This window comes from Streptomyces sp. NBC_00539 (genome assembly GCF_036346105.1).
Taxonomy (GTDB): Bacteria; Actinomycetota; Actinomycetes; order Streptomycetales; family Streptomycetaceae; genus Streptomyces.
Window position 1 is genome coordinate 391,823 of record NZ_CP107812.1, and the last position, 25,377, is coordinate 417,199.

At 68.0% G+C, this 25,377-nt stretch carries 25 protein-coding genes and 2 pseudogenes; 20 read left to right on the forward strand and 7 right to left on the reverse strand.

The features are described from left to right. The first annotated feature begins 57 nt into the window (after positions 1-57). The 7 genes from OG861_RS33925 to OG861_RS33955 all read left to right on the forward strand — a co-directional run bounded on the left by OG861_RS33925 (position 58) and on the right by OG861_RS33955 (position 6,509). Positions 58-615 (forward strand): hypothetical protein, encoded by a 558-nt coding sequence (locus OG861_RS33925; protein WP_329202819.1) that lies wholly within the window; start codon positions 58-60, stop codon positions 613-615. Positions 616-997: 382 nt separating this feature from the next. Continuing rightward, on the forward strand, positions 998-2,518 hold the full coding sequence (locus OG861_RS33930) for a hypothetical protein (RefSeq protein ID WP_330262030.1): 1,521 nt from the start codon (positions 998-1,000) through the stop codon (positions 2,516-2,518). 9 nt (positions 2,519-2,527) lie between these two features. Beyond that, positions 2,528-2,899: a hypothetical protein gene (locus tag OG861_RS33935; RefSeq protein WP_329202815.1), complete on the forward strand. Its 372-nt coding sequence runs from the start codon at positions 2,528-2,530 to the stop codon at positions 2,897-2,899. Positions 2,900-2,905: 6 nt separating this feature from the next. Beyond that, positions 2,906-5,116 (forward strand): hypothetical protein, encoded by a 2,211-nt coding sequence (locus tag OG861_RS33940; RefSeq protein WP_329202814.1) that lies wholly within the window; start codon positions 2,906-2,908, stop codon positions 5,114-5,116. 16 nt (positions 5,117-5,132) lie between these two features. Beyond that, entirely contained in the window at positions 5,133-5,540 is a 408-nt protein-coding gene (locus tag OG861_RS33945) for a DUF6197 family protein (RefSeq protein ID WP_329202812.1), read from the forward strand. Positions 5,541-5,599: 59 nt separating this feature from the next. Continuing rightward, on the forward strand, positions 5,600-6,073 hold the full coding sequence (locus OG861_RS33950) for a hypothetical protein (protein ID WP_329202809.1): 474 nt from the start codon (positions 5,600-5,602) through the stop codon (positions 6,071-6,073). Positions 6,074-6,173: 100 nt separating this feature from the next. Next, a complete protein-coding gene (locus tag OG861_RS33955; protein ID WP_329202807.1) occupies positions 6,174-6,509 on the forward strand; it encodes a hypothetical protein in 336 nt (111 codons plus the stop codon). Between the two features lie 392 nt (positions 6,510-6,901). On the opposite strand, the gene OG861_RS33960 is transcribed toward OG861_RS33955, so the two are convergent. Further along, the gene (locus tag OG861_RS33960; protein ID WP_330262031.1) at positions 6,902-8,209 is read right to left on the reverse strand and encodes a serine/threonine-protein kinase; all 1,308 of its coding nucleotides are present in this window, start codon (positions 8,207-8,209) and stop codon (positions 6,902-6,904) included. Positions 8,210-8,612: 403 nt separating this feature from the next. Between OG861_RS33960 and OG861_RS33965 the strand changes: the two genes are divergently transcribed. The 10 genes from OG861_RS33965 to OG861_RS34010 all read left to right on the forward strand — a co-directional run bounded on the left by OG861_RS33965 (position 8,613) and on the right by OG861_RS34010 (position 16,016). Further along, on the forward strand, positions 8,613-9,230 hold the full coding sequence (locus OG861_RS33965; RefSeq protein WP_329202803.1) for a hypothetical protein: 618 nt from the start codon (positions 8,613-8,615) through the stop codon (positions 9,228-9,230). A gap of 218 nt (positions 9,231-9,448) precedes the next feature. Further along, the gene (locus tag OG861_RS33970) at positions 9,449-9,838 is read left to right on the forward strand and encodes a hypothetical protein (protein WP_329202802.1); all 390 of its coding nucleotides are present in this window, start codon (positions 9,449-9,451) and stop codon (positions 9,836-9,838) included. Between the two features lie 264 nt (positions 9,839-10,102). Beyond that, positions 10,103-10,273 carry a hypothetical protein gene (locus OG861_RS33975; protein ID WP_329202800.1) on the forward strand — a complete coding sequence of 57 codons (171 nt, stop codon included), beginning with the start codon at positions 10,103-10,105 and terminating at the stop codon, positions 10,271-10,273. 265 nt (positions 10,274-10,538) lie between these two features. Continuing rightward, positions 10,539-10,835 carry a hypothetical protein gene (locus OG861_RS33980; protein ID WP_329202798.1) on the forward strand — a complete coding sequence of 99 codons (297 nt, stop codon included), beginning with the start codon at positions 10,539-10,541 and terminating at the stop codon, positions 10,833-10,835. A 91-nt stretch (positions 10,836-10,926) separates the two neighbouring features. After that, positions 10,927-11,127 (forward strand): hypothetical protein, encoded by a 201-nt coding sequence (locus tag OG861_RS33985; protein ID WP_329202796.1) that lies wholly within the window; start codon positions 10,927-10,929, stop codon positions 11,125-11,127. After that, positions 11,127-11,540: a hypothetical protein gene (locus OG861_RS33990; RefSeq protein ID WP_330262032.1), complete on the forward strand. Its 414-nt coding sequence runs from the start codon at positions 11,127-11,129 to the stop codon at positions 11,538-11,540. The genes OG861_RS33985 and OG861_RS33990 overlap by 1 nt, the downstream gene beginning before the upstream one ends. A gap of 68 nt (positions 11,541-11,608) precedes the next feature. Continuing rightward, a complete protein-coding gene (locus tag OG861_RS33995; protein ID WP_329202792.1) occupies positions 11,609-11,791 on the forward strand; it encodes a hypothetical protein in 183 nt (60 codons plus the stop codon). A 13-nt stretch (positions 11,792-11,804) separates the two neighbouring features. Further along, positions 11,805-12,335 carry an NUDIX hydrolase gene (locus OG861_RS34000; RefSeq protein WP_330262033.1) on the forward strand — a complete coding sequence of 177 codons (531 nt, stop codon included), beginning with the start codon at positions 11,805-11,807 and terminating at the stop codon, positions 12,333-12,335. Between the two features lie 1,267 nt (positions 12,336-13,602). Next, positions 13,603-14,802 (forward strand): ParA family protein, encoded by a 1,200-nt coding sequence (locus OG861_RS34005; protein WP_329202788.1) that lies wholly within the window; start codon positions 13,603-13,605, stop codon positions 14,800-14,802. Continuing rightward, positions 14,799-16,016 (forward strand): ParB/RepB/Spo0J family partition protein, encoded by a 1,218-nt coding sequence (locus OG861_RS34010; protein WP_329202786.1) that lies wholly within the window; start codon positions 14,799-14,801, stop codon positions 16,014-16,016. The genes OG861_RS34005 and OG861_RS34010 overlap by 4 nt, the downstream gene beginning before the upstream one ends. A 209-nt stretch (positions 16,017-16,225) precedes the next feature. Here OG861_RS34010 and OG861_RS34015 read toward each other — a convergent pair whose 3' ends face one another. Then, entirely contained in the window at positions 16,226-17,161 is a 936-nt protein-coding gene (locus tag OG861_RS34015; protein ID WP_329203367.1) for a transposase family protein, read from the reverse strand. Positions 17,162-17,277: 116 nt separating this feature from the next. Further along, positions 17,278-18,047, reverse strand: a pseudogene (locus OG861_RS34020) (transposase). 235 nt (positions 18,048-18,282) lie between these two features. Between OG861_RS34020 and OG861_RS34025 the strand changes: the two are divergent. Then, positions 18,283-19,233: a restriction endonuclease gene (locus OG861_RS34025; protein WP_329202785.1), complete on the forward strand. Its 951-nt coding sequence runs from the start codon at positions 18,283-18,285 to the stop codon at positions 19,231-19,233. Between the two features lie 29 nt (positions 19,234-19,262). Then, positions 19,263-20,216: a restriction endonuclease gene (locus tag OG861_RS34030; RefSeq protein WP_330262034.1), complete on the forward strand. Its 954-nt coding sequence runs from the start codon at positions 19,263-19,265 to the stop codon at positions 20,214-20,216. A gap of 347 nt (positions 20,217-20,563) precedes the next feature. On the opposite strand, the gene OG861_RS34035 is transcribed toward OG861_RS34030, so the two are convergent. The 3 genes and pseudogenes from OG861_RS34035 to OG861_RS34045 form a co-directional block, all read right to left on the reverse strand. After that, on the reverse strand, positions 20,564-21,571 hold the full coding sequence (locus OG861_RS34035) for an HNH endonuclease (protein WP_329202782.1): 1,008 nt from the start codon (positions 21,569-21,571) through the stop codon (positions 20,564-20,566). A gap of 721 nt (positions 21,572-22,292) precedes the next feature. After that, positions 22,293-22,496, reverse strand: coding sequence for a hypothetical protein (locus tag OG861_RS34040; protein ID WP_330262035.1), 204 nt, complete (start codon positions 22,494-22,496; stop codon positions 22,293-22,295). 957 nt (positions 22,497-23,453) lie between these two features. Continuing rightward, positions 23,454-23,921: pseudogene (locus OG861_RS34045) on the reverse strand (pentapeptide repeat-containing protein); the annotation flags it as partial. A 433-nt stretch (positions 23,922-24,354) separates the two neighbouring features. Between OG861_RS34045 and OG861_RS34050 the strand changes: the two are divergent. Continuing rightward, complete coding sequence (locus tag OG861_RS34050) at positions 24,355-24,786, forward strand: hypothetical protein (protein ID WP_329375277.1); 432 nt, start codon at positions 24,355-24,357, stop codon at positions 24,784-24,786. 218 nt (positions 24,787-25,004) lie between these two features. Here the strand turns inward: OG861_RS34050 and OG861_RS34055 are convergent, their stop codons facing one another. Then, positions 25,005-25,232 (reverse strand): hypothetical protein, encoded by a 228-nt coding sequence (locus OG861_RS34055; protein ID WP_330262050.1) that lies wholly within the window; start codon positions 25,230-25,232, stop codon positions 25,005-25,007. Positions 25,233-25,377: the final 145 nt, after the last annotated feature.

A 25,377-nucleotide genomic window follows, 5' to 3' on the forward strand; every position in this document is an offset into this window, starting at 1 on the left:
CTCGCCGAGACGCGCAAATGACGACAAAAGCACCTGACCTTCCAAGGAGGAACCAGCGTGACCCACGACCGCGAACGCGAATACATCGACCAGAGATTCACCAACCTGACTGCCGGCGTGGAGTGGGAGCAGCCCGCCCCCACCCCCTACGGACCGCCCGTCAAGGCCCCGATGACGGGACAGACCAAGGCCCTGCTCGCGATGGCCGGACTGGTCATCGTCGGCGCCAGCGCGGTCGGCGTTTCCGCCTTCAGCGCGTCCTCCGGGCAGGCCGAGGTGCGGGCCCAGGAGCTTGCGCTCCAGGCCCAGCAGCTCGAGGTGGAGCGGGCCAAGGTCAACGTCCCGGACGCGAAAGCGGAAGAGCGGCGCATCGCCGGATTCCAGGCGTGCATCGAGAAGGCCGGCATGAACAAGGACGTCTGCGCGCAGGCGTTCCCGCCCGCCAACACAACGAACCTCGGGGGCTCCCGGGGCGCGGCCAACGTGTCCTCCGTTTCCGACTCCAACCAGGGCGGAGGGTCTGGCATCACGGGAGGTCTCGTCATCGCCGGAGTGGCGGTCGTCGGGATCGGATTCATGGTCCGCAAGGCCAACAAGGCCGGTAACGCCGCGTAAGTTCCTTCCTTCCCTCCCACACGGAAAGGCCCGTTCCCGCGCCCCATGGGGCCGTGAACGGGCCCTTTCGGTCGGGAGGGAAGGAAGGAAGGAAGTCACAGAAAGTGAGGATTCCGCAGTGTCGACCCCGCCCGCCCCGCCCCCGATGCCCCCTCAGCCGCCCGTCGGCGCTGCCCCGGCCAGCCCCCCGGCCCAGGCCCCCGCGCCGCCCTCCACCCCCGCTCCGACCGCCCCGGCTGGGGGCGGCATCCTCGCTCCGGTTACGCTCGCCCGCCCCACCCGGGACGCCTCCGGAGGATCCGCCGCCTACGCCTCCCAGGAGGAGAACGGCAGCACGGACAGCAAGCCCGGCAAGGGGGTGAAGAACACCGCGAGCCCCGGTATGTGGAAGGGGATCGCCGCCTACATCGCGAACCGTCCGCAGCGGAAGATCGCGGTTCAGCACACGATCAGCGAGATCCGCGGAACGTCCACCGATCGCAAGATCAACCACGGGATCACGGAGAAGAAGGGCGCCACCTCCGACACGAAGTCGAACCGAACGGCGACCACCGCCCACGCCAGCAAGAGTGACAAGTCCGCCAAGGACCACAGCGCCCGCGACGCCAAGACCTCGGCGGCCAGCACCAAGGCCGACAAGAACAGCCGCGACGCGAAGACCGCCGACACCCGCAGCTCCGCGGACAAGAACAGCCGGGACGCCAAGACGGCCGACACGCGTAGCTCGGCGGACAAGAACAGCAACACCCGGGACGCGAAGACGGCCGACACCCGCAGTTCCGCGGACAAGAACAGCCGCGATGCGAAGACAGCCTCGGACCGCAAGGACCACAACACCCGCCAGCAGACGGGCAAGTCGTCCGCGGACACCCAGGACCGTACGGCCCGCGACGACAAGACCAGCCGCAAGACCGACACCAACGGGCGGCAACCGCCGGAGAGCAAGCCCGCCTCCGCCACCACGCCGCCGAAGGCCCCCGCCCCCGGCACAGCTACCGCACCCCCCACTCCGGCCAAGGCCGTGGACAAGCCCACGGCGGTGAAGCCGGACCCGGCCACCACGAAGCCGGGTCCCCAGCCCGCGCCCGGCGCGCCGGCGCCCGGCCCGTCCGCACCGACCAGTCCGGCTCCGGCCGGGCCGACCGGTCCGTCCGGCCCCGCTCCCACCGGCAAGCGGGGCAAGGTCAGGCTCCGCAAGGGCCCCTACAGCGCGCAGCCCGCGCGCGAGGAGGGCTTCAAGGCCGGTGCGCAGCAGGCCGCCGTCGAAGCGGACAAGGCCGCGTGGAAGGACGGCTACGCGGACGGCCAGCAGGCCATCCGGGACAAGGCCGCCCGAGACAAGGCGCAGATGGACGCCGCCCGTGACCGAACCCGAGGAGTTCCGCCCGTGCCCGCCAATCCCACCGTCCCGCCGGCTCCGTCCACTCCCCCCGCGCCCGCTTCGGGGGCGCCGGGAGTGACGCCCCTGGGGGCGAAGGTCGTCGGCGACAACGTGCAGCTGTCCAACGGCACCACCCTGACCCGCGGCGAGGTCCTCAACCTGCGCGCCTTCACCCGGTTCCTTCACGGCAAGGAGCAGCAGACCCACCAGATCACCGACCAGTGCAAGCAAGCCAAGGAAGTCTCGGCGAACCGCGTCAAACAGATCCAGCAGCTGATCGAGCAGTGCCAGGACCCGAAGATCAAGGGCGGCAAGCACCTGGTCGCCTCCCTGCAGAAGCTCCACGACGCCACCGAGGCCCAGGCAAAGGAGGCCGACAAGATGCACGCCAACGCGGCGCGCGGCATCGACGCTCTGCAGACCCTCAACAAGAACGCGGAGACCCGCCACGGCGGCGTCTACAAGGCCGTGGCCGACTCCCCCGAGACCAGCCCCGCCGAACGCGCCTTCTACACCCGATAGGAGCCCCCGATGGCAGAGACCACCTACCGCGCGCTGCGCGCCGAGGTACAGAAGGTCGCCTACTCCGTGGCCAGGGAGGGCGAGACGATCCGGGAGATCGGCCAGCGCGCCGACCAGAACGCCCAGCGGGTGGCCCAGGTCGCCGACAACCTGGCGAACCTCGAAGTCGACACCCACACCACCGGCGAGGCCAAGGACACGGCGCGGATCATGCGCGGCCTGTCCCAGGTCGCCATCGCCGCGGCGTCGGCCGCCGACAACGTCGGCGGCGCCGCGCGTGCCGCCGACGCCCAGGCCCAGAAGTCCCACGAGGGCATCGACGAGCAGGTCGGTGCGATGACCGTCCCCATGGCCCGCGCCTCTTTCTACGAACAGGAGTAACCGAGCATGTCCGAGATCACCGTGACCCGCCGCCCTCAACTCGCCGACCAGGTCCCCGCGCTGGTCTCGGTGATCGCCCCGCCCGTCCTCAGCGCGCTGACCCCGCTCCTCGAGCCCGGCCTCGCCGCCCTCACCGCGGCCGCCACGGTCTGCGGCAGCGCCGCCTTCGCCACCCACTACGTGGGCCGCGTCCCGGCGAACATCGTCAACGCCACGGGGATCGGGGACGTCCTGGCCGCCCAGCGCTCCACGCTGCTCGGCTCCAGCCTCCTGACCTCCATGGCCGTCGTACCGGGCGCGTTCCTCGGCCCCGCGTACGCGGACGCCCTCATGGCCGGCTTCCTCGACCCGGCCAGCATCTCCGGGCTTGTCTCCGCCGCCTGGTGGACGATGTGGGCCGGCCTCACCATCAAGCTCCGCCCCGCCCTGGCCGCCCGCAAGGTCCGCATCACCGCCCCCACCCCGGAGGCCGGCCCGGCCGCCGCCCCGGGGCCGGGGGGCCTCTACAAGGTGTGGGCCGACCACATCTCCGGCGAGGGCGGCGCGCACCCGGGCCAGCACCTCGTCGGCGTGAGCGACACCGGGGACCGGTGGGAGGGGATCATCGAGGCCCCCCAGGGCCGGTCGGTGAACGTCTCCGCCGAGTCCGTCGGCTCCGCGTACCGGGTCCCGGCCGAGTGGGTCAGCTTCGCGGCCGGCCACCACCCCGGCGAGCAGTACGTCACCGTGCGCCGGACCCCGCCGGCGGAGCTGGACCCCACCACGATGGAGGGGATGTGGGCCCGCCTGGTCCGGCCGACGGTCATGCCGGGCACCCACCTCAAGGACGCCCAGGTCGACCCGGCGACCGGCGGCTGGGTGGCGTGGGTTGTGGCCGACGAGGACAAGGCGTCCCTGCCCGTTCCCAACCGCACGGACCTGGTGGGGGCGCTGCGGTCCACCATGACCCTGGTCGACTACCAGCCCAACAAGTCCGACCCTCGCAAGGCGAAGATCCACATCATGGAGAAGAACCCCCTGGAGGACGGGGTGCCCTTCCCCGGCCCGCAGGTGCTCAAGCCGTCCCCGGGCGGATACATCTCCATCGGGCGCGGCGTCTCCGGCCGCCCCGCCCGCCTCCAGCTCTTCGACCCCGTCCTCGGCGCCCAGCACGTGTTCATCGCCGGGGTCACCGGCTCCGGCAAGGGCGGCGCCGTCCAGATCATCGCCCTCGCCGGACACCTCGCCGGGATGGCGATCATCTACGCCGACCCCAAGGGCAGCTCCAACCCCGACGTCGAGACGATGGCCGCCTACGCCGCCACCGGCGACGACGCGATCAAGGCCCTGCGCCTGTCCTACGCCATCCTCAAGCACCGGATCGCCGAGTCGGCACGCCTGGGCCGGAAGAACTTCAAGGCGACGGACGACTGCCCGTGGGTCATGACGGTCGTGGACGAGACCCACATGATCACCGACACGGCCACCGAGACCGGCAAGGAAGCGGTGTTCATCCTGGACAAGCTCGCCTCGCTGGGCCGCAACCTCGGCATGACGCTGCTGATCGTCAACCAGGCCGTCAACGCCGCCAAGCTCGGCGGAGACACCGCGATCCGCACCAACGTCATCCAGGGCGGCGCGATGATCATGCTGCGCACCGACAGCGCCCAGTCCAACCTCGTGACCGTGGAGGGCTTCGAGGGCATCGACCCCGGCGCGATCCCCGCCGCCTGGAACATCGAGGACGAGCCCCTCATCTGGTCCGACGACCTGCCCATCAACGACCCGGCGAGGACGTTCGGCCTCGGCTACGTCGGCTCGCCCGGCGAGCCGGTGCAGATGATGCGGACCTGGGTCCTGGAATCCGCCGCCCCCTACATCCGCCACGACGCCATCATCTGGCCGCAGGACTTCACCAGCTGGAACGACCGGCACCAGATCGCTGACACCCCCGTGAACGGCGACGGCGACACCCCTGCCGGCAGCAGCGGCTCGGGCTGGGGCAGCGGCGGATACGAACCCCCGCCCAGCGGCGGGTTCAAGGCGCCGGCCGAACCCGCCGCGGACGTCGCCATCCTGGCCTGCCTCGACGACCACGCCGGCCTGGAGATGCCCAAAGCCACGATCCTCGCCCTCACCGGCCTCAACGAGAAGACGCTCTCCAACACGCTGACCGACCTGGTCAAGAAGGGAGCCATCGAACGCGTCAAGAACGGCGTCTACCGCAAGAACGCATAGAAGGGAGCAAGAACCCATGCTCGGCAACCTCGCGAGGCCCGCACACCGTGCCGGCCTCCCCCGCCCCGATGCCCGAGCCGTGCAGGGCCTGATCGGCCAGGTCGACACGGTGTTCGCCACCGGCCCGGCTGGCTACCCGGAGCCCAGCATCCGCCACACCCTGCGCACCGGCCGGGAGCTGATCATCCGATACGGCTGGACCCGCGGAACCCTCTGCGACCGACACGGCCTGTGCCTCCTCGGGTCCGTCCAGACCGCCGCCCTCGCCTACGACCCGACCGTATGGGCACTCGAAGTGAAGGCGGCGGAACTCCGGCTGATGGACACCCTCGGCACCGCCGACCCCCACGAGCTCCCCCGCTTCAACAACCGCCAGACGTGGGCCGGCCCGGTCCTCGACCTCCTGCTCCGCGCCGCGAACTGACCCAACTCGGGCTCCTGTAACCCCTGCGCGCACGACCCCGACTGCGGTTTCATGAGGCCATGCAACCGAGCGAGGGCAGCAGCGACTTCGAGGCGCCGTGCAACTGCGGCGCCCTCGGCGACCACGAGCCCAACCGGGACTGCTCCCATCAGCCGGTCATCCACATCGAAGTGACCGGTGGCCGCTCGGCCTGCCTCGAAGCCCTCGGAGTGCTCCGAGCGCACTACCACGTGTTCCCTGAGCACGAGTGGCAGGACCCGAACAGCGAGCAGTGGGTGTTCCAGCTCGGCGCCGTCCGGAACTACTGGCGGCCGCTCGCGCCGGCCCCGGCGCTCACCGCACCGGCGGCGCCCACCCCGGAAGCCGCCGTACTCGCCTGCCTCCACGACGCGCTCGGCCTGGAAGTCGACGAGAACGCCATCGGCGCCCTCACCAACCTGACCGGCGAAACCCTCACCACCACCCTGACCGCCCTGGTCAAGGTCGGCAAGATCGAACACGTCCGGCCCGGCTACTACCGCAAGAACACCTAGCCGCACCCCCCCAGCTCAGCCCCCCGCCCCGCCCGGAGACCCTTCCCGGCGGGGCGTCGCACTGTCCTGCCCAAAACCCAGCCACCAGGAGACACCGCCCGTGCGCCGCTACGCCTACCGCTGCACCGTCTGCCGCACCACCAGCCCCGTCGTCCACCAGCCCGACGACCTGGCCGCCGAAGGCGCAGCCCACCGCCTCGCACTCCACGGCGGGCACATACCCGACAACGAAGGCGCCGGTGAAGTCGACCGCCTCGGCCGCTGGTACACCGCCCTGTCCCCGCTGATCGCGATGCACGCGCGCCTCGCGGACGGACTCAGCGACCTCCGCGACCCCAAGGGCATCGGCCACCCCTTCTGGGCCACCGCCGCCGCCACCCTCGTCCTCGGCAGCGCGGCCGCCCTCATCCTCGGCGTCATCTCCGCCGCCTTCTGAACCCTGCTCCGACTGCCCTGCCTGGTCACCGGCAGCCGCCCGCCCGCACTCGGGCGGCCGACTGCCGGTGACCGGACAGGCCGACCGGCCTACACGCTCAACCCGCGCCCGCCGACCCGCACCCCGAGGCTGGTGGGCGCATCCACGTCCAACTTCACCGACACGGAAGGGTTCATCGTGCTCACCCCCCGCCCCCGCCGCGGGACCAGGAGCGGGCGCTGGACCGCGCGATGGCTGCTCGGCAGACGTGCCCTCTGCCCACCTGCGGCCGAAGGTACGTGTTCTGCCTCCAGGCTGCTGATCGTCCTGCCAGGGCTTTGTACTGATTCCGTGTCTCGGCAAAAGTGGTTAGTGGCGTGAGGAAATGCCGTAGCGGTCCTTCGTCTTGCCCCTCAGCGGATGCGGACTTTGAGGTACAAGTCGCCACGGTCGCCTTCACTGTCTGGGTGCCCCATGCGCGGCAGGAGGAGGAAAGTGCCCGCACTGAGGCCAGGCGCGAAGGCGATGGTGACGGACTGGGGCGTGCCGGGGAGGTGACCGGAGCCTCCGCAAAAATTGCAAAGCCCCTTCGCGCTCACTCCCCGTCCGCTGCAGGTGGCACACATCTCACGGACGTCTGCAAGGAAGGTCGTGGGTCCGCCTGATTGGGCTGCTGCGTGGCTGAGGTGCAATTCCTGAACAGCCGGGCCTCTGTCGACGGGCACTCCGTTAAAGGCGTCTTTCAGTTGTTGCCACAGAGCCGGGCGCGGGGGTGCGGGGACGCTCTCGGTGAAGGTGGGCGCGGGCTCGGCATGCGGATCGGTGCGCTGCGTGTTCTGGGGTGCCTTCAGACGTAGCAGCTGCTCGGCAGCGGCGGCGATGTCGGCAAGGATTGATGCGGGAAGCCACGCCTGCGCCAGGTCGGGTTTTGGGATTGCACGGAGGACAGCGAGCAGTGGTGGGCGCCGATATGGGTTCTTGTCGAGAAGTGCTGCCAGCAACTCGGCTACGTGGGGTTCCACTCCGGTGAGATCCGGCGGTTCGTGAACGGACCGGTATTGCACCTGTTCCCAGGGCCCTTGTCCGAAGGGGTGTCGGCCGGTCGCCGCGTAGGCGAGTACCCCTCCGAAGGCGAAGAGATCAGCGCGCTCGTCCGCTGTTGCGGAGGTGAGATACTCGGGCGCCATGTATCCGATCGTGCCGATGGCTTGGCCCACTTTCGTTAGGGCGCTGTCGCTGTGTGCACGGGCGATGCCGAAGTCGGTCAGGCACGGACCGGTGCGTGACAGTAAGACGTTGGCTGGCTTCAGGTCTCGGTGCACAGTGCCGGTCTCGTGGACCGTGTGCAGAGCGGTTCCCAGCTGGTGAGCCAAACCTGCCCATACGGGCGATTCCAGTGGGCCGTGCCTGATGACCGCGTCAGCAAGGGTGGGGCCAGCGATGTACTCGGTAGCCAGCCATGGCTGAGGCGCGTCCGTGTCCGCAGCAACGATCCTGACCAGCCCTGGTCCCGTCGTTCCTTGTGCGAGGCGAACTTCGCGCACGAACCGGCGGCGGAACTCGCTGTCGTGGGCGTACTGGGGGTGCACCACTTTGATGGCCACTGCGTTGCCCTGCGGCCCGCGGCCTATGTAGACCACACCCATCCCGCCTTGACCAAGCCGCCCCAGCAGCTGATAGCCGCCAATCTTGACTGGGTCATCCGTACGTAGCTGCTGCACTGTTCCCCCATCTTTATGGCCCAGGCAACATGCCATCCGTTGGAGTCCCTGTGGGCAAGAGACTTTGCGGACTCGTTTATCGCCGCAGGTCCCCGCCTCAACAGGAAGACAACGGCTGCGGAACAAGTGCTCTCCGCCAGTACCGCTCAAGACCCTCGGCTCGTGCCTGGAATGCCACGACGGCACCCCGGCCGACCCCAGCTCCTACTTCGCGCCCCCGGCCAACCACTGGCTTGCCGCCTGACCCCATCCCGGCCTGGGACGAGCCGCCCTTCTAATACTTCGTCGCCCCGGCCGGAATCCGGCCGGGACGAAAGCGCATCGCGGGGCGCCCGCAGCATCGACCAAGGGCTGGGCCGCCCCGCACACCCCACCCGAACATCCCAGATGAGGAGCACCCAGCATGACCGATCGCCTCCGCGCCATTGAGGGCCTCGCCCTGGTCGCCGCCCTGACCGCCGTCTTCGACGGGGTCCACGGCCTCGGGGACCAGTTCGTCCAGAACAGCCACGACGCTTCGACCAAGGGCATGCACGGCTCCCACCTGGTCTACAAGAACGACGGTTCCCCCGTGACGGAGGACCCCTGGCGCCACGGCCCCGAAGGCCGCACCTGCACCGCCAGCGCGTACGGCAGGCGCTCGGTCAGCCGGCACGTCGCCAGCTACTCCACCGTGCAGCTCGCCTCGACCCTCGCGGTCACCCGCACCCTGGGCTACCGCGTTCCCGCGACCGCGCTCCTGACCAGCGCCGCGATCAACGCGGTCACCCACGGAATTCTGGACCGGCGCGACCCGCTGATCTGGCTCGCCGAGAAGGCCGGTAAGGGCGGCTACATCAAGCACGCCACCGTCGTCCGCAAGGCCGGCGGCGAGGGCACCGAGTACCCCAAGGCCGTCCAGGACGTCTCCGGTCCGGGTACCGCGCTGATGGAGCTGGACCAGGCGGCCCACCGCGCGATCGGCGTGGCCGCGGCCCTGGTCACCACCTGGTTCACCCTGCGCAAGGGCGACCGCCGGTGACCCCCGCCGCCCGCACCCGGCTCCAGCGTGTCCGCGCCTCCCAAGCTCGCCCTGCAGTAGATCGGGGACGAGCTGGGCGGTCCGGTCGACGCCGAGCTCCTGGCGGAGACGCTGTTGTTCAATCCGCTGACTAGCCCCCGCGACTTCGAGGCCCGATCTTGGGCACCTTCGTTCTCGTCTCCGCAGGCCCCGTTGGACAGCACCACTAGGAGGAACCAGTGTCATACCCGCGACTGCTCACCCCCGAGGAGAAGCTCGCCGACGCGAAGAAGCTGTTGAGCCTTCCGCCTATCGTCGCGATCTGCGGCTCTACCCGCTTCATGACCGAGATGAACGAGGCCGATCTGCGGGAGACCGCAGCCGGGCGGATCGTCGTCAAGCCGGGCTGTGACATGAAGTCGCCGCACGCACTCTGGGCCGATCCTGTCGAGGGCGAGGGGTTGAAGGCTCGGCTTGACGAGCTGCACCGGGCGAAGATTCGGCTCGCCGATGAGGTGCTCGTGGTCGGCGACTACATCGGAGACAGCACCCGAGCCGAAATCGCCTACGCCCGGTCACTGGGCAAGCCCGTGCGGTTCACGCACCCCGAGGTCGACCGTGGCGCCTGACCGCCCGCTGCCATGTCAACAACCAGGGTCGGCAGCCCACCGCACCTGACCGTGTCGCGGTGGCTTCGGCCACCGCCCACTCCACACCCTCAGCAGGCATCTCTTGGAATTGATCACTAGCGCAGGGTTGGACACCAACTCTTCCCCAGTCGGTGCAGCCGGCCTTGCCGCGCACCGCCGCACGGTCCACAACCCGCGCCGTGACTACGGCGACCACCGCATCGGTCCACCTCGGCTTCTGGCCCTTCCGAAGGAGATCCGCTCATGCCCATGTCCCAGACCACCCGCGCCTACTACGCCGCCCACACCCAGGCCCTGCGCGACCACGGCGCGATGAACGCCGCCCGCATCTGGCCGCGCCAGGCCCTGCAGTACACCACCGTCAACGCTCCAAGTTCCTGCCGTTCCCCTCCCGGCTGCCCGACAGGTCGGTAGCCCCGGCCGTCCGCTCCGCCCTTAAGAAGCACACCGTCCACGAGTACGACGTCGCCGCCCGCGACGGCTCCCCGCTGCGCATCGTCTACATCCGCCACGCCCCCGGCACCTGGTCCGGTGGCGAGGACGTGATCGACGTCTACGAGGTCCCGACCGCGCTCGGGTGATGGTCCTCCGTGCCGCCCCGCCCCCTGCCGCCACCGGCCGGGGCCGGGGCAGTCGCGGTGGTCCCTCACCACCGCGAGCACGAGAGGAGCTGGACGTCATGACCAAGGACTACTTCGAGGTGGACGTCCCCATACGGAACACCGAGGGCCTGCGCGGCGTGCACGTCTTCACCGGCCAGGCAGACAGCGACAGCGCCGCCATCAAGGCCGCGCACGAGGTGTACAACGCGGCCCGCGCCGCGGCGGCAGCCGGACGCGAGATCCCCCACGGGCGCCCGGACGGCTGGGGCGCCTGCGGCTACCGGCCCGGCTGGGAGCTCGACTGGCCCGCCGCGAAGGCCGGCCCCTGGAAGAGCCCGTACAGCTGGCTCACCCGCCGGCCCTTCGAGCTGTAGCTCTGCCCCGGGACAGACGCACATCGGCGTCCAAACCAGTTCGCCTGCCCCGGGCCTTCCCTCCCGTACGAGACGAGACGGAGACCCAAGTATGTCCTCCCACCGCGACGTCGACCACGCCCTCGCCTACCCGGAACCGCCGCCCTCGCCGCTCTGGCACCGCCACGGCCCCAAGCCCCGGCCGGTCACCCCCGGCCAGCAGCAGCGCAACTGCGAGCTGCTACTCCGCGCCCAATACACCCCCCGACCCCGCACCCCGCGCACCGCCAAGACCCGGACAGAGGACCGATGATGACCAACCCCCAGACCCACCTCGCCATAGACGGCTACCTCGACGCGATCCCGGCCCCCGGCACCAGCTGGGGCACCGCCACGTTCGACCTGATCCACTCCCCCGGCGACGCGGACCAGCTCATCCCCGACGCCCCGGACACCATGTACGCCTGCACCACCTCCGACCCGCGCATCGCCGACGCGCTGCTGCGCGAGATCCAGCCCGGCGACCTTCTCCGTGTCACCGGCACCGTCCTCCAGCCCGACACCGAAGGCGCCCCGGCCCGGCTCACCGTCGACGCCCTGGAGGTCCTGGACACCGCCCCACTCCCCGTGCTGCACGACCTCGTGATCGAGCGCTGGGGCAACTACGCGAGCGTCTTCGACGCCGACCGCGACGGCGTCCCCGTGTTCACCGTCGATGGGAAGTGAATCGGCGAAGCCGCCAACCCCGACGCCATCAGCGACCTCATGGAGGCCTACGAGAACGGCACCACGCCATGAAGACCATGCTCCCCGCGCAGCGCACCGTCCTGGAGCGGTTCCCCGCCGGCCACCCCCGCGGCTCCTGGCCCGCTGACGAATACGCGGCGGCCCAGCGCGCCCAGGGCACCGACGCCCGCGTCGTGATGGACCTCGCCAGCGACCAGTTCCTCGTCGTCACCGACCCCGCCCACTCCTAACCGAGAGGCGAACATGACCGAGATGAAGCCCGCGACCGTCCAGTACACCGCCGACGTTGTCGTCCTGACCCGCAGTGGCCACGTCCTGCTGGTCGAGCGGGGCTGGCCGCCCTTCGAAGGTGCCTGGGCGCTGCCGGGAGGTTACGTCGAGGCCGGGGAGGCGCCGTACGCGGCGGCAGACCGCGAGCTCGCCGAGGAGGTCAGCGTTGAGGTACCGGTCGGCGCCCTGCACCAGATCGGCGTCTGGGACCAGTCCGACCGGGCCCCGTGTGGCACCTTCGTCACCTTCACCTACATGGCCCATCGTCCTCGACGGTACGAAGGCCACCGCGGGGACGACTCCTGCGAAGCCCGCTGGTGGCCGCTGAACGACCTGCCCGGACAGATGGCGTTCGACCACGCCGACATCATTATGTCGGACTCTCAAGCTGCAGATGGCTCCAGGCATCCTGCGGGGGGGAGCGCCAGTACGGAACCCTGGCCTCAGCCCGACATCACCACGCATCGCTCGTTCCCAAAGGATCCAACGAAGCCGGTGCCGTAAGCACCCAGGCATGGACGGGTGAGGGGAGACGGGGTGCTTACGGCGTAAGCACCCCGAGGGGGGATCGGTCGCGTGTCGCGGGTGGTATGTCAGGGCCGAAGAGCGAGTACAGCGCTGCCGAAGTGGGGTGACTCGTGTTCGCGCAGTCCGGCGCGGGATGAGCCAGGGCCGCGACGAGATCGTGCAGCCGCTGGCGCTGTGTGTCGCGGCTTTACTGAACCAGGTGATCCGGCTGCTGCAGAAGGCCGAGCCTGTCCCGTCGTGAAGCGCCCTGACCTTCTGGGACTGGCTCCGTGGCGCTCACAAGGGGCGATAGAGTCGTGACTGCGCTTGGAGGTTGAGAGCTTCAGCGCCAGAGCCGTGGTCAGTCACGCCGACATGTGACCTCGCACGGCCTGACAGATACACCGATCTTCCGCGGCAACCGATCCGGCAGGGCGCAGACGACGAGGCGACCTTGGGGCGAGGGAACCCGAGGAGATTGCTGAGTTGTTGCTGCGTCGGCCAGCAGTGCTCAACCCATCGTCCGCATATGGCGGGCGATGCGAAGCCACCCCTTATTCAGGGCGGCTCGGTTGAGCCTGCCCTCGCGCTCTACCTGGCCGCCTTCCCGCATCGGAAGGAAAACGACCTTGAGCGGGTCGCATGACATGGCTGTCTGGGTAGCCGTAGCCACCCTGTTCTCCGCGCTTGTGGGCGTTGTTACGGGACTGTTCGCCGCGCAGTTGGGGGCAAGCCCGCTTGCCTGCTGGGGTGGGGGAGGTGCTGCGTTTCTGTCGATCGCGACTATCGCCTTGATGGCTATCGGGTTGTTCGTCGCATAGCTCCGAACCCGGGGACAGGAGGCTTTCGTGCGACGTCTCGTTCGGGTCCTTCGTGGGCCAGCACAGGCTCCCGCTCGCCAGGTGGGTTGCTCCAGTTGAGTACAGGGCCGGTCCGGATACTGGCTCGAGGGGCTGGGCAGTTGCCAGGGGTTGGGATGGCCGGTCCAGTTGGTCGACAAGCCTTCGGCGGCCAGCTCGTGGAGGTGGATCCCTCGCCACGCTGATGCTGTCCCGTGTTGGTCCGCCTGGACGGGACAGCCCCCGGCAGCGCCCGGTGCTGTGAGTAGCAGGAGTGTCGGAACGGGTGCTTACGCCGTAAGCACCCGTCTGTCTCCGCCAGCGAGGTCCTTGTTGGCATCTGAGAGGGAACTAACGCAGCTTGGAGGCAAAACACCCCTAACGGAATGTCTGAAATTCTGTATGGCGACAGTATGCTGCCGTGTATGTCATCTCCGAACTCCGGAGGCGAGCGGGAGAAGCTGATCTCCAAGTTGCCCGCCTATCTCCAGCAGGCCCTCAAGGTCCGTGCAGCCCAACTGCAGACGGACATGCAGGACGCCGTCACCGCTGGCATCCACTCCTGGCGCAGCTGCACCGACGAGCTTCCTACCGTCAACACGGCCGGCGCCGCGTCATTCGGCACCTTCCTCCCGGAAGGCCTCTACGACGTCTTCAAGGAAGACTGTCGTACCCGGGGTGTCTCCTACATCCAGGGGCTAGCCCAGTCGGTCGAGCTGTGGCTGACGGAGAATCCCGCTGGCCACGAGGCTCCGCCGACCACGCGACGCATCATCGTCTGCAACCAGAAGGGCGGCGTCGGCAAGACCGCCATCTCGGCGGGCCTCGCCCAGGCACTCGCGGAAGGTGCCATCGATCCCGACGAAGCAATGGCGGCGGCGATCGAAGCGGCGGAGAGCGGTCAGCGTGTCCTGCTGGTCGACTACGACGCACAGGGGCATCTATCCCACCAGCTCGGCCTGAAGGCTATCCCCGCCGGGGAGGAAAGCCTCATTACGCACATGCTCCACCGCGAGCAGGCCAACCTTTCGCTGCTCGACCTGACCGTGGTCATAGAGGGTGCACGGTTCGGCGGTCGGCTTCGGATCCTGCCGGCCGCGTTCGACGCCTTCCTGCTGGACTCCGGACTCACCGTCTTCCGCGGCCCGCGCCACGCCACCCTGGAGAGGGCAATGGCGCCCATCGAGGAGCACTTCGACGTCATCGTCATCGACTCCCCGCCCAGCCTGGGCTTGGCGATGGACGCCGCGCTTTTCTACGGCCGCCAGCGCGACGATGAGGCTCCCGGCGCCTCCGGCCTAGTTATCCCGGTGGAAGCAGAGGACACCTCCGCCCAGGCGTACGGCATGCTCATCCAGCAAACCGATTCCCTGGCCCGCGACTACGACATCGTCATCGAGCAGATCGGTCTGGTCGTCAACAAGTTCGACTCCCGGCGCGGCTATATCGCCACCTCCTCCCTCGACAAGTGGAAGGCCCTCGGTACGCCTCCGGTTCTGGCCGTAGTCCCTGACCTCAAGGAACAGCGCGAGGCAGTACGCAAACAGCGTCCTCTCCTGGACTACTCCCCCGACTGCGATCAGTCCCACGCAATGAGGAAGATCGCCCGGGCGGTGAAGGTATGAGCAAAGCAGACATGTTGGGGGACTCCGCGACCTTCGACGCAGTGACGCAGCCCATGAGCAGTCGGGCCGCTGCGTTCGCCCGGTTCAGCGGACAGGACAACGCTGAGGCGACAGAGCAGCCGACCCGCCCTGCGGAGGGGATGCGGCTCGCGGTCGACTCGCTGGCCCACAATCCGTACAACCCGCGCGAAGAACTCCAGGACATCGAGGACCTTGCCGACAGCCTCGCGGCCCGCGGCCTCATCCAGCCTGTAGCCGTCGTTACCCGGCAGGCCTTTCTGACCGCCCACCCCGACCACGAGCAGAGCATCGGCGACGCCGCGTACGTCGTCGTCGACGGCAACCGGCGACTGGCTGCCGCAGTCATGGCAGGGCTCGACGACCTTCCCGCTCACCTCGACGACTCACTCGCCGAGGATGCCGACACTCTCCTCGAGAACGCTCTCGTGGCGGCAGTCCACAACAAGGACCTGGAACCCATCGAGCAAGCCCGGGCCCTGGAAAAGTTGGTGGCCAAGCACGGCTCCCAGCGCCAGGTCGCGAAGGCTTTGCACAAGTCCTCCGGCTGGGTAACTCAACGGCTCGCCCTGCTGAAGCTCACCCCCGAGCTGCAGCAGGCCGTTGAGGCCAAGACTCTCCCAGTTGAGGTGGCCCGGCAGGTGGGACAGCTGCCGCAGCAACAACAGCACGGGGCAGCCCAAGAGGCCCTCGCGGCCCGTGCCGCCGCCAAGTCGCGTCGTAAAAGCGAGCTGGCATCCAATGAGGGTGCTTACGCCGTAAGCACCCCACCGCAGGATGATCAGGTCCAGGGGACGGAAGCACGTCCTGTCCGAGTAGTGCCCCAGCCCGACGGAGCCGCTGGCGCTCAAGACACAAGCTCGCCCCAGCACCCTGCGGGGGAGCGCCAGGTGCCGGCGCCCGCTGCGGGAGCAGCAGCAGCCGCGGGCGCGACAGTGCTGGATGTGCACGACACTCCGCAGCAGGAGGTCACCACCGCGACCGTCGTACCCTGGCACGACGGCATCGCCGTCATGGACCTGGCTCTCGCAGAGTTGAGCCCAAAGCAGCGATCCCGCCTCCTACACCGCTACATCGAACGCAGCGGCAGCACGGAAGGCCTGCTCGCCGATCTTTCCCGCGGTCTCCCCCAGGAAGGACGCCGCCAGCTCGCGGAGATCCTCGGGCAAGTTGCGGACCGTCTACGTGCGGTGTAGGCGCGCATCTCAGGGGAGGTAGCCCAGCCGCCCATTTGGGAGGCTGGGCTTCTCGCGGCCCACGCCGCTTCGTCAGCCTTCTGGCATCACGGCCGCAGCGAGCGTGGCCCCACAAGCGCATCCAGCCGGGCGAGTGAGGACCTACCGGGACTAACGAGCTCGTGCATGGTTGGCGGTGCGACGTCGAAAGGTGCAGGTAGGCCTGGTGGTCACTGCCGCTGATCGGGCTTGCGGGTGGCGGTCTGCTGGTGGGAGAGCAGGCCGGCGACCGCTTGGATCGTGTCACTCATGTGCTCGCGTCGGCTGTGGTGGCGGGCGAGTGCTCGCCAGTTCTTGAGGTGTGCGATGCCGTGCTCGACCCTGATCCGGCGGGAGGAATGCGCCTTGCGCTGGCGTTCGTAGATCTCCTCGTACCAGTCCGGTGGGTTCTTCTTGAACTTGCGGTGTGGTGGCGTCACCACCTGGCCACCGGTCTGGGCGGCCAGCCCCTGGTAGCCCGCATCGGCCAGGATCTCGACGGGCGGGCCGCCGGCTAGGTTTTTGACCAGGCCTAACTGCCGGGCGTGGGTGATGTCGGCGCAACTTGCGGGCTGGGCTGGACTGCAGAACAGAAGCCTGCCGCTGGCATCGGTGAGGACCATGGCTTTGACGGCGTTCTGCTTGTTCTTGCCGGAGATGAACTTCTCCCGGTCCTTGCGGCCGACAGCGGGCCTGCGGACCCGGATTTCGGTGCCGTCGATGATGCCGGTCTGTCCGCTGGTGCCGAGATGGCCGATGACCTCGGCGAGGGTGCGGAGCCGGATGCCGGCCGCGATGGTGCAGCCGCGTGCCGCGAGTAGGGGCCGCACCTCGCCGATCGCCCGGGTGATGGTGGAGCGGTCGACGTCGAACCAGCAGGCCAGCACATCGTGGGTGGCACCGTGGCGAAGGTGGACGAGTGTGGCCAGGAGGCGGTCGATGAAGACCAGCCGGTGCTTCGCGCCGGCGCCGACGGCCCGCTTCCGTGGCCTGGACTCCAGTCTCGCCTGGTGCCGTTCCTGCCATAGAGGGCCTACCTCGGCGACGAGTTCGGCGATCACCTCGGCCGACAACCCCGTGATCCTCCGGTCGCTGATGATCGCCGCACGCGACCCGTTCCCCACCACACGAACATGATCAGGGATCACGATCCAGCGCCGCACCGCCAACCATGCACGAGCTCGTAAAGGGTGTTGCAGAAGGTCCGGCTTCGGCAGGCCGAAGTGGCGCCTGACCTGGTCTTTCACTGTGTCATGGCGAGGTTGTGCATGGTGGCGACGGCCTGGACGGCGTGGTGGAGGCCGTCTCCTTTTTGGCGGCAGTCGCGGAGGATCTTCCAGTTCTTCATGCGGGCGAAGGTGTGCTCGACGCGGGCCCGGACCCGTCGGTGTTCGGCGTTGTCCTCCTCCTGGCCGCGCAGGAGGGGGCGTCCTGCCCTTCTGCGGTGCGGGACGATCAGGCCGGTTCCCAGGTAGGCGCCGTCCGCGATCACCGTCGTGCCGGCCGCCGCGGCCGGCAGATCCGACTCCCGCCAGACGTGGGCATCGGCCTTGTTCCCCGGCGCCGGCCGGGCGCTCGCGACGACCAGGCGGGTGTCGGCGTCGATGATGACCTGCACGTTCGCCGAGAAGCGGTAGTTGCGGGAGGAGGCGGCGATGGTGCGGTCGCGGACTGGGATGAGGGTGCCGTCCACGATCCACAACCGCTCGACCTCGGCGACCGGCCGCGGGGCCGGCTCCAACGCGAGCAACGGACGCAGCCGCTGGATGACCCTGCAGACGGTGGCCGGGGAGATCCCGAAGAGCGGAGCGAGCTGGCGCATCGTGAGGTTGGTGCGGTAGTACACGGCAACCAGCAGCACCCGGTCCGCCAGCGGCAGGCACCACGGGCGGCCGCCACGGGCCCGTTCCCGCCCCGCTCCCGCACCACCTTCACCAGCTTCGCGAACCGATCCATCCGCAAGCCCGTGAACGTCTCCACCCACACCGACTCAGCCCTCAACACCCCACCCATACAGGGAAAATGCCCGGAGATGAGCCTTCTGCAACACCCTTTAAGCCTCGAACGGGGTTGGCGTTCGAGTGAGGGCGCAGGATGTCCCGTGCACACTCAAACGCATTGAGTTAGGTCCGCCGGCTCCGGCCTTCAGTACGGATTCGGGGCGTACGTCGAACGGGATGTCGGGGATCCCGCTGCAAGCAGCTGGGAAGCTGGCGGTCCTGTCAGTGGCTATGGGTACTCTCACGCGGTGATTATCGACCGTGATGCCAATGTCACGCCGCACCGCTACCAACATGCAGTTGTCCGCAAAGAGATGGGTCGCCTCATCGCACGTGGGGACAAGGACGATCTTCTCGCCTGTTTGCTGTGGACGGGCGAGTGCCGGATAGCCGAGACCATCTGCAAAGCGTGGGAGGACCACGTTGGGTGGCTGCGCAAGGAGAGGGACGAAGCCAAGCACCGCAGTCAAAGTCGCCTGGGCCACTGGGATCAGGTCTCCATCGACTGCCGTGCTGCCGCAAGCGACCTACAGGAGGGTCTGGAGATCGAGCTCGTCGAGGCGAAGCAGGCGCTGGCCGAGGCGACTGTCCTCAGCTCCGAGATCAGCGAGCACTTCGGCCTCAACCTGGAAGCGCGGGCGCAAGCCGAGAAGGCACACGGCTACACCCTCGACACTCTTGCCATTCTGCGTAACCAGCTGGAGCAAGCTCAGTCCCGGCTGGCTGACCTCCTTGCGCATGACCGCAGGCAGCTCCACGATCTCGCCATCACCGAGTCCTTCAAGAGGCGCGCAGAGCGGACGCTCACCCTGGCGCAGATCGACCAGATGTCCGCGACAGCCTTCAGAGAGCTGGTCCAACAACTGCTGGCAACGGATGTCCACCCGGTCGTCACGCCTGTGGGCCGCTCCCTGCTCGCATCACTCGGTAGCGGGCGCCGTATATCGGTCACCGCAAAACACGTACGCAGAAGCCAGGCAGGGGGCCTGCCCAACGATGCGGTAAGCACGTCCGTTGTGCACGAGGCGCACAGGGCGGCTGTCTCTGCAGACGCAGAAGCGATTGTCGTCACCAACGGCACCATCACCCAGCCCGCTCTCCGCTACGCGGCCGCCAACCAGGTACGCCTGATCGACCGCACAAAACTTCAGCGCTGGGCCGAGTGGGGCGAGCCCATGACCCCCACCGGGGCGGCATGATGCACATCAACTGGAAGAGCAGAACAGTCATGCCCGCCTTCGAAGACCTGAGGCTGAAGGAAGCACTGTCACAGTTCGTCAGCGACGCCACCGACGACGATCTCCTCGCGGCCTTTCTCCACATGACCGAAGGCCGCTTCATCGATCAGACTTTCGAGCAGCTCTACGCATTAGAACAAGAGGTGGAAGCCGAACACGACCACTTCTGCCGCTTCGCGGCGGACTTACTCACCCCTACCGGTCGTGACTCTTCGCAGGCCAACATGAAGCTGCGCGAGGCCTTCCGGGCAGAGCTGGTCAACATCAGGGCGGCCGAGAACGAGTTGCTCGAGATCCACGACACGTTGAGGAAGCTCAGCAGCTCGCATCTTGCGAAGCGGCATCATCGCAGCAACCGCGACTGCCACACAGAGATGGATCGCGTGGGGGAGATCATCCACGAGCAGGCCCGGACACGCCGACGTCTGGACGCAGCGGTACGCGGGCACAGGGAGGTCATGCACGAGATCGCCCTAAGAGAAGTTGCCTTCCAGGCCTTTGCCACGACGAGCGACAGCATCAGCAAGCCCGAGTTCGACTCGATGACCCCGATCGAGTTCGAGCAAGCCACCGCGGCTCTAGCCCGCCGCGACGGCCTGATCGTCACCCAGCGCCAAGGCGGCCCCCGAGACCTGGGCGCCGACGTCGTCGCTCACACCCTGGACGGCCGGAAGATCGTCTTTCAGTGCAAGCATCGCCAGCCCGGAGGCCGCCCCGTAGGCTCCCAGGCAATTCAGACGATCAACGGCACGGCTCGCCCTGTGCACAAGGCAGATATCGTCATCGCGATCACGAACACATCCTTCACAGCCCCCGCCCACCAGCTAGCTAAGGCTCAAGACATCCGCCTCGTCTGGGGAGTCGATCTCATCCGCTGGGCCACATGGGGCACGCCCTTGCTGCAGGTCCTCGGACTGCCCGAGCCCGATGTGTGGATTGCGTGACGCGAGCAACGCGGTTGCGGAACCTCTTCGGTGAGCAGGGCTGGCACCCATCCGCTGACCGAATCCAGGCCGACCTGCTGCCAAGGCGCATCCAGGCATCATGTGTTCAAGGCCGATGCCCTCGCACGCCGGGTGACGGTAACCGGCGTCGCGTTCGCCTTCCGTCCGCACCCGACGGTCTACTTGCTGTGGCGTTGGGGGATAAGGAGACCCGGCGGGCGTTCGAGGCCGCGCACGTCGCGCACCCGGCGGACGAAACGATCGGGATTTCGCACGGTGGCGTTGGGGAGCTGTGCCTGGGCGACAGCGACGCAGGGCGTAGCGGGTGATTGCCCAGGTTGTGGCTGTCAGGGTTCGACGATAAACCGGTCCCCCTTGTGGAGGTTGCAGATCCAATGACTTAGCTGGACGTTGCTAAGTGAGTGTTCGCCACCAGCCGTTAGAGGTATTCGATGGTCCAGAGTGGCGCTCCACATGTCAGGCCACGCCCGCTGCGGATCGACGGGGGTACGGCAGATCTGGCAGCACCACTCATCTCGTTCGTAGACAACGAAAGGATCCAATCGCTCGATCGTGCCGTCGATACCCAACTTGCGCATGCGCGCCGCATAGCTGCCTGCCGAGCGAGACTCGCGCTTCAGCCGCTCCGATCTGGAGGCATACGCCGGCGTCCACATCCGGGGCACCGAGTGCCGACCGCATACGTAAGCCGACCAGGTGTACTCCTGGCCGTTGACGTCTACGTCGCGGATGATCTCGCCGTACCAGCGCCACGTGCCCCCCTCAGCCTCGAAGGCTGCGAACGTTTCGAGACGACGGAGCCCCAGGTATGGGCCCAGGATCAGACTGGTCGGCGTCCACGAGGCATCAGTGAGGTAGTAAAACGCCGAGCCGGTCTGCGTATGAATGGCTGCAGCCACGCGACTGAGATCCCAGCGATCCGTGCGGAGTTCACTGGGCAGAACGTGGGAAGGAAGGTCTACCGCCCGGTGCACCGCAGTCATCGACCCATGTCGTTCCACCAGATCTCCGGGCTTCGGGGAGTAGCCGAAGAGCTCGTATGGGAAGGAAGCCTCCGCTGCCAAGGTGCGGAACACCCGAGGTGGCCGTGGAGGCTGCGGATCGGGTGCGAACACAGGCGGCGGGGTGAACTCACCACGCTCGACCTTCCGATTGAACCGACGGTTCAGGTTCAGATTGCAGCGCGGCGAACACACGTGCCGATCACGATGCTTCCAATGCGCGTTAGCCGGTACAGGCTGGTCGCAGACCCGACAAGGCTCACCACCCTTCGCGCGACTCTCAGCCAGAAGCTGCTCATCGCGCCACTCCCAGTACGCGCTGTCATTGCCCATGGTTTCCCCTTGTGTATGTGTCGGTGGGAGCCGAGCCCATGAAGGTCACCACCGGTTTGGGCCAGCTTGTCAGCGGAAGTACCCAGCGCGCAGGTCGTCCACGAAGGCGGTCAAGGCACTCGAGGCGTTGGCGTGCCTTGCAGGCGTAGTGGCCTTCGCGGGCTCGCGGTGAACTGACCGGAGGCGAGGCCCCCCGGCTGCTGAGGTGAGAACTCTTCCTCCCGGTACACCGCGGTCCGTCACCGTGCGTAAGAGGTGTGCGGGTGCGGACGATGCCCTGCGCTCCCGCATCACGGTGCGCTCCACCGGGTGGCTGGTGGGGAAGGTTGCGCTAGTAGCGGGAGCTGCCCCTGCCCGGCCCCGACTTCGCCCACACCATCCGTACCCTTCTGGCCGCGGCCGCTGACCAACCCGACAGCCCCAGCGACATCCCGGCCCGCCCTCAAGCCCGTACCACCCGGCGGCGAAACACCGACCGCGCCACACGACGCACACGCCGCAAGGTCGACGAGGCAGCGACCCACTGAACTACAGCCGGCGGCTCCCCCGGCGGTCTGCCGCCGAGGGAGCCGACCGGGGTGCTCTTCCTCGTTTCGGTGACGTGGTGTGCTCAGCGATGGCCGGTGGTCGGGCGAGAGGCGCACTGGTGCGGGCTCGATGACGGTGGAGTCGGTTGCATGACGATGCCGGGGCCGCGCGGCGCAGTAATCGCACGGCGTTGTCAGGCGTCGTTGTCGCCGGGGAGGGGCGGCATTTCCTTCCTCCAGTGGTCGAGTTGGAGCAGGTGGCAACCGGCGGGGCGCCAGCGGTCCCGGATGACTTCTCTCAGCGGGAAGGGCGATTGGGCGCTGAGGACCAGGTACACCAGCTCCTCGGTGATCGTGGGGCAGAGGGGACAGGCGATTCCGGCTCGTGTGATTTCCATGCGTCGGAGAGTGCACACACCGGCGGCTTACCGTCTCGGGCTGGTGTGGCGGCCCGCCTGGCGGGCGGGCCGGTGAAGACTTAGTGATGGCTTCCCGCCCGGCGGATCAGACCCCAGACCGCGCTTTCGCACAGGGCACAAGCGATGTTCCATGGCCCGGTGATCAGCATGTCGAAGGTCAGTCCGGGTAGCGGGTGGCGCTATCTCTTCCGCGGTGTGATGGTCGGCGACGGCCGGCGCACCGCGCCTGCGGGGCGCCCGGGCGCGGCGAGGGCACCACCGCGGCGCGGTGCGACGGCCGGCGCACCGCGGACACACCGCTGCGGGCCGCCGCCCCCCAACCATGACGCCGTAGCGTCGTGCCGACTCAGCCTTCGGCCCCTGCGAGCGATAACGCCGTTATCAGCCCGCTGGCTGCCCACTTAACCTCGGTCCCGCAGAAGACCGATAACGCCGTTATCACCTCCAAGACACAGAACCGGCGCGCCGAGCACCCGCCGACTGATAAGGGCGTTATCACCGACGAAGCCCCGTCCGCACGTCCAATGGACCTTCAGCCGGTGCCTCCTGTGCCGTGGCACGACGGCAACGCCGTTATGGACCTCGTCATGGCCACCCTGGATGAAGACCAGCGAAGCCGATTCCTCCATCGCTATGTCGAGCGCAGCGGCAGCAAGGAGGCATTGGTCCCTGACCTCGCGCGTGGCCTCCCCCGAGAAGGGCGCCTCCAACTCGCTTCGATCTTGTCCGCAGTCGCGGCCGACCTGGGCGCTCTCTGATCGACATACCGATCAAGGACTGGGCTCATGCAGTGCTCATCCTCAGAGGCCGGATTCGGAGAGATTCCGGCCTCTTCGTCTGGATGGACCGTTGCGCAGCTGGGGAGCTATAGAGCGCAGTGGAACTCCGGGGCGGGCGGGGCTCGTGGGGGTGGGGCGCAGCATTCGCACGGCACCATCAGCTGTCGCCGTAGTGCTCCCACATCACCTCCACCCACTCGGGCCGGTCCGCCTGGCAGCCGGAGCATCGGCGCCCTGTGATGCGCTCGGCGATGGGGAAGTCGGACTGCGCAGAGTGCCCTTGGAGCACTGCCAAGAGCAGCGGATCGTTGCAGAGGGGGCAGGGCTCGCCGTACCTGGTGATGTTCATGCGGGGGAGAGTGCGAACCTCGGCGCGGATTCGACGAGCGATGATGCTGCTCGCTGCGGCTGGCGGCAGCACCGTCCCCATTTTTGTCGGCCAGTAATGGGCCAGCGAAGTGCCTTCTGGCGTGAGACGCGCCCCCGCCTCGTCGAAGCGGGGGGCTTTGGTGAAGGTCGCGCCGAATGGCGCCTCGCCGGTGAAGGTCGCGCCGTCGAACCGGGCGGCGTCCATGAAGAGCGCGTGCTCGAACCAGGCGGTGCCGTTAAAGGTCGCGCGATGGAACCTAGCAGTGTCATTGGAGCCCGTGACGTGGAAACGGCGTCACCCTCAACGTCACGCTCTCTTTTGGTTCACTACCAGCGCGCGGCGCTCGAATTCCTCATCGGTTTCGCCTGCTCGGCCTGCTTGAGTCGCCTACTCCATCCGCCGTACGGGCGGTTACACGCAAACCCTCTCACCGTTCCCCCGACTCGACATGCCGTGCATCCGGCGAGACGATGGAACGGCGTCCCCGGATCTCTGGAGCCGCGGTCGGCCCTGCAATGCAGACGTTCTTCGACCGCGGTGGCCTCTCGGGCGCCAATACGGGCTACTCAGCCTGGTACCGCATACCAAGTGCCCACGATTTCCCTAAAAAGAAGGTGCATCGATGAACAGGCGTATGCGAATAGCTGTAATGTCTCCCCTCTCGATTTCGGCACTGGCACTCGGTTCGGTGACGTTCTTCGCGACACCGGCACAATCGGCCAGCTCGTCCTGCGCGATGGCCCAGGGCGCAGCGGGAACTACGATCACGGTCACCGGCAAGAATTTCGTGCCGAACAAGACCGTGATCGTCGACTCCGGCGGCGCGGACGCCACTATCAAAGCGAACGTCAACGGCGCATTCACACTGCTGTTGCCCGGCGCAACAGGCACGGTCACCGCACAGCAGGTCAATGGAGCTGCAGTCAAATGCGGATCGGTCGAGGAGCAGGAGGCGTCCGAAAGTAGGGCCTCGTTTGACGAGGGCTGGCAGGCGGGATTCAAGAGGGGCAAGGCCACCTGCAAGACGACGCCGCTGCAGGGCGACGTTGCGAACACCGAGCAGTTCAACAAAGGCTTCGCGGCCGGCGCAAGTGACGCAGTGCAAAAGTTCTGCCGGTAGGACTGTGGTCGTGACAGGCATGCAACTCAGCAATGTCCAGCGGTAGCTCGTCGCGCCGTACCTGCCGATCGGTAGGTACGGCCCGTACTCCGAGCGGTTCCGGTCCAGTGCCTAAGGGCTGTCTACCTGTCCAGCCTGCCGGCAGATTTGGGGCACAGGCGGTGCCTGATCGGTACTGGATCGTCTGTTACCTACTGACCGGCGTAGAGGGCAGCAGCTCACTCCTCGCCAGGTTCGGGACTCCACACGGTTGGGCCGCCGCCGCGCCACTCGATCAATCGCGTGTCGTCCAGGTCGACGTTGTCGGGGTCGAGGCCGGCGCGGCGAAGGAACTCGAATAGGTCGGCGGGGCCGAGGGCGCGGCCGAGGATTTCGCCGTCGCAGCGGACCCGGCGTCCGCCCTGGGCGTCGGGCGGGTAGACGATGATGCGCGGGGCGGGACTCATCCCTCCACCCTGCTGCGAGGTGGTCATTCCAGCACTCCGAGTGCGGTGTCGGGGCGGCATTGGGGGCAGGCGGGGACGCCTTGGGCCTTGGGCGAGTAGGTCGCGGATCTGGTCGGCGGTGGCGGGGGCGCAACGTTTGCCCGTG

What these genes read in the sequence shown, in the direction of transcription:
- OG861_RS34055 (WP_330262050.1), bottom strand. Translation starts at nt 25,232, where the DNA reads ATGAGTCCCGCCCCGCGCATCATCGTCTACCCGCCCGACGCCCAGGGC.
- OG861_RS33940 (WP_329202814.1), top strand. Translation starts at nt 2,906, where the DNA reads ATGTCCGAGATCACCGTGACCCGCCGCCCTCAACTCGCCGACCAGGTC.
- OG861_RS33945 (WP_329202812.1), top strand. Translation starts at nt 5,133, where the DNA reads ATGCTCGGCAACCTCGCGAGGCCCGCACACCGTGCCGGCCTCCCCCGC.
- OG861_RS33995 (WP_329202792.1), top strand. Translation starts at nt 11,609, where the DNA reads ATGAAGACCATGCTCCCCGCGCAGCGCACCGTCCTGGAGCGGTTCCCC.
- OG861_RS34010 (WP_329202786.1), top strand. Translation starts at nt 14,799, where the DNA reads ATGAGCAAAGCAGACATGTTGGGGGACTCCGCGACCTTCGACGCAGTG.
- OG861_RS34040 (WP_330262035.1), bottom strand. Translation starts at nt 22,496, where the DNA reads ATGGAAATCACACGAGCCGGAATCGCCTGTCCCCTCTGCCCCACGATC.
- OG861_RS33985 (WP_329202796.1), top strand. Translation starts at nt 10,927, where the DNA reads ATGTCCTCCCACCGCGACGTCGACCACGCCCTCGCCTACCCGGAACCG.
- OG861_RS33975 (WP_329202800.1), top strand. Translation starts at nt 10,103, where the DNA reads ATGCCCATGTCCCAGACCACCCGCGCCTACTACGCCGCCCACACCCAG.
- OG861_RS33990 (WP_330262032.1), top strand. Translation starts at nt 11,127, where the DNA reads ATGACCAACCCCCAGACCCACCTCGCCATAGACGGCTACCTCGACGCG.
- OG861_RS33935 (WP_329202815.1), top strand. Translation starts at nt 2,528, where the DNA reads ATGGCAGAGACCACCTACCGCGCGCTGCGCGCCGAGGTACAGAAGGTC.
- OG861_RS33930 (WP_330262030.1), top strand. Translation starts at nt 998, where the DNA reads ATGTGGAAGGGGATCGCCGCCTACATCGCGAACCGTCCGCAGCGGAAG.
- OG861_RS33980 (WP_329202798.1), top strand. Translation starts at nt 10,539, where the DNA reads ATGACCAAGGACTACTTCGAGGTGGACGTCCCCATACGGAACACCGAG.
- OG861_RS33965 (WP_329202803.1), top strand. Translation starts at nt 8,613, where the DNA reads ATGACCGATCGCCTCCGCGCCATTGAGGGCCTCGCCCTGGTCGCCGCC.
- OG861_RS33950 (WP_329202809.1), top strand. Translation starts at nt 5,600, where the DNA reads ATGCAACCGAGCGAGGGCAGCAGCGACTTCGAGGCGCCGTGCAACTGC.
- OG861_RS34030 (WP_330262034.1), top strand. Translation starts at nt 19,263, where the DNA reads ATGCCCGCCTTCGAAGACCTGAGGCTGAAGGAAGCACTGTCACAGTTC.
- OG861_RS34000 (WP_330262033.1), top strand. Translation starts at nt 11,805, where the DNA reads ATGACCGAGATGAAGCCCGCGACCGTCCAGTACACCGCCGACGTTGTC.
- OG861_RS34035 (WP_329202782.1), bottom strand. Translation starts at nt 21,571, where the DNA reads ATGGGCAATGACAGCGCGTACTGGGAGTGGCGCGATGAGCAGCTTCTG.
- OG861_RS34005 (WP_329202788.1), top strand. Translation starts at nt 13,603, where the DNA reads ATGTCATCTCCGAACTCCGGAGGCGAGCGGGAGAAGCTGATCTCCAAG.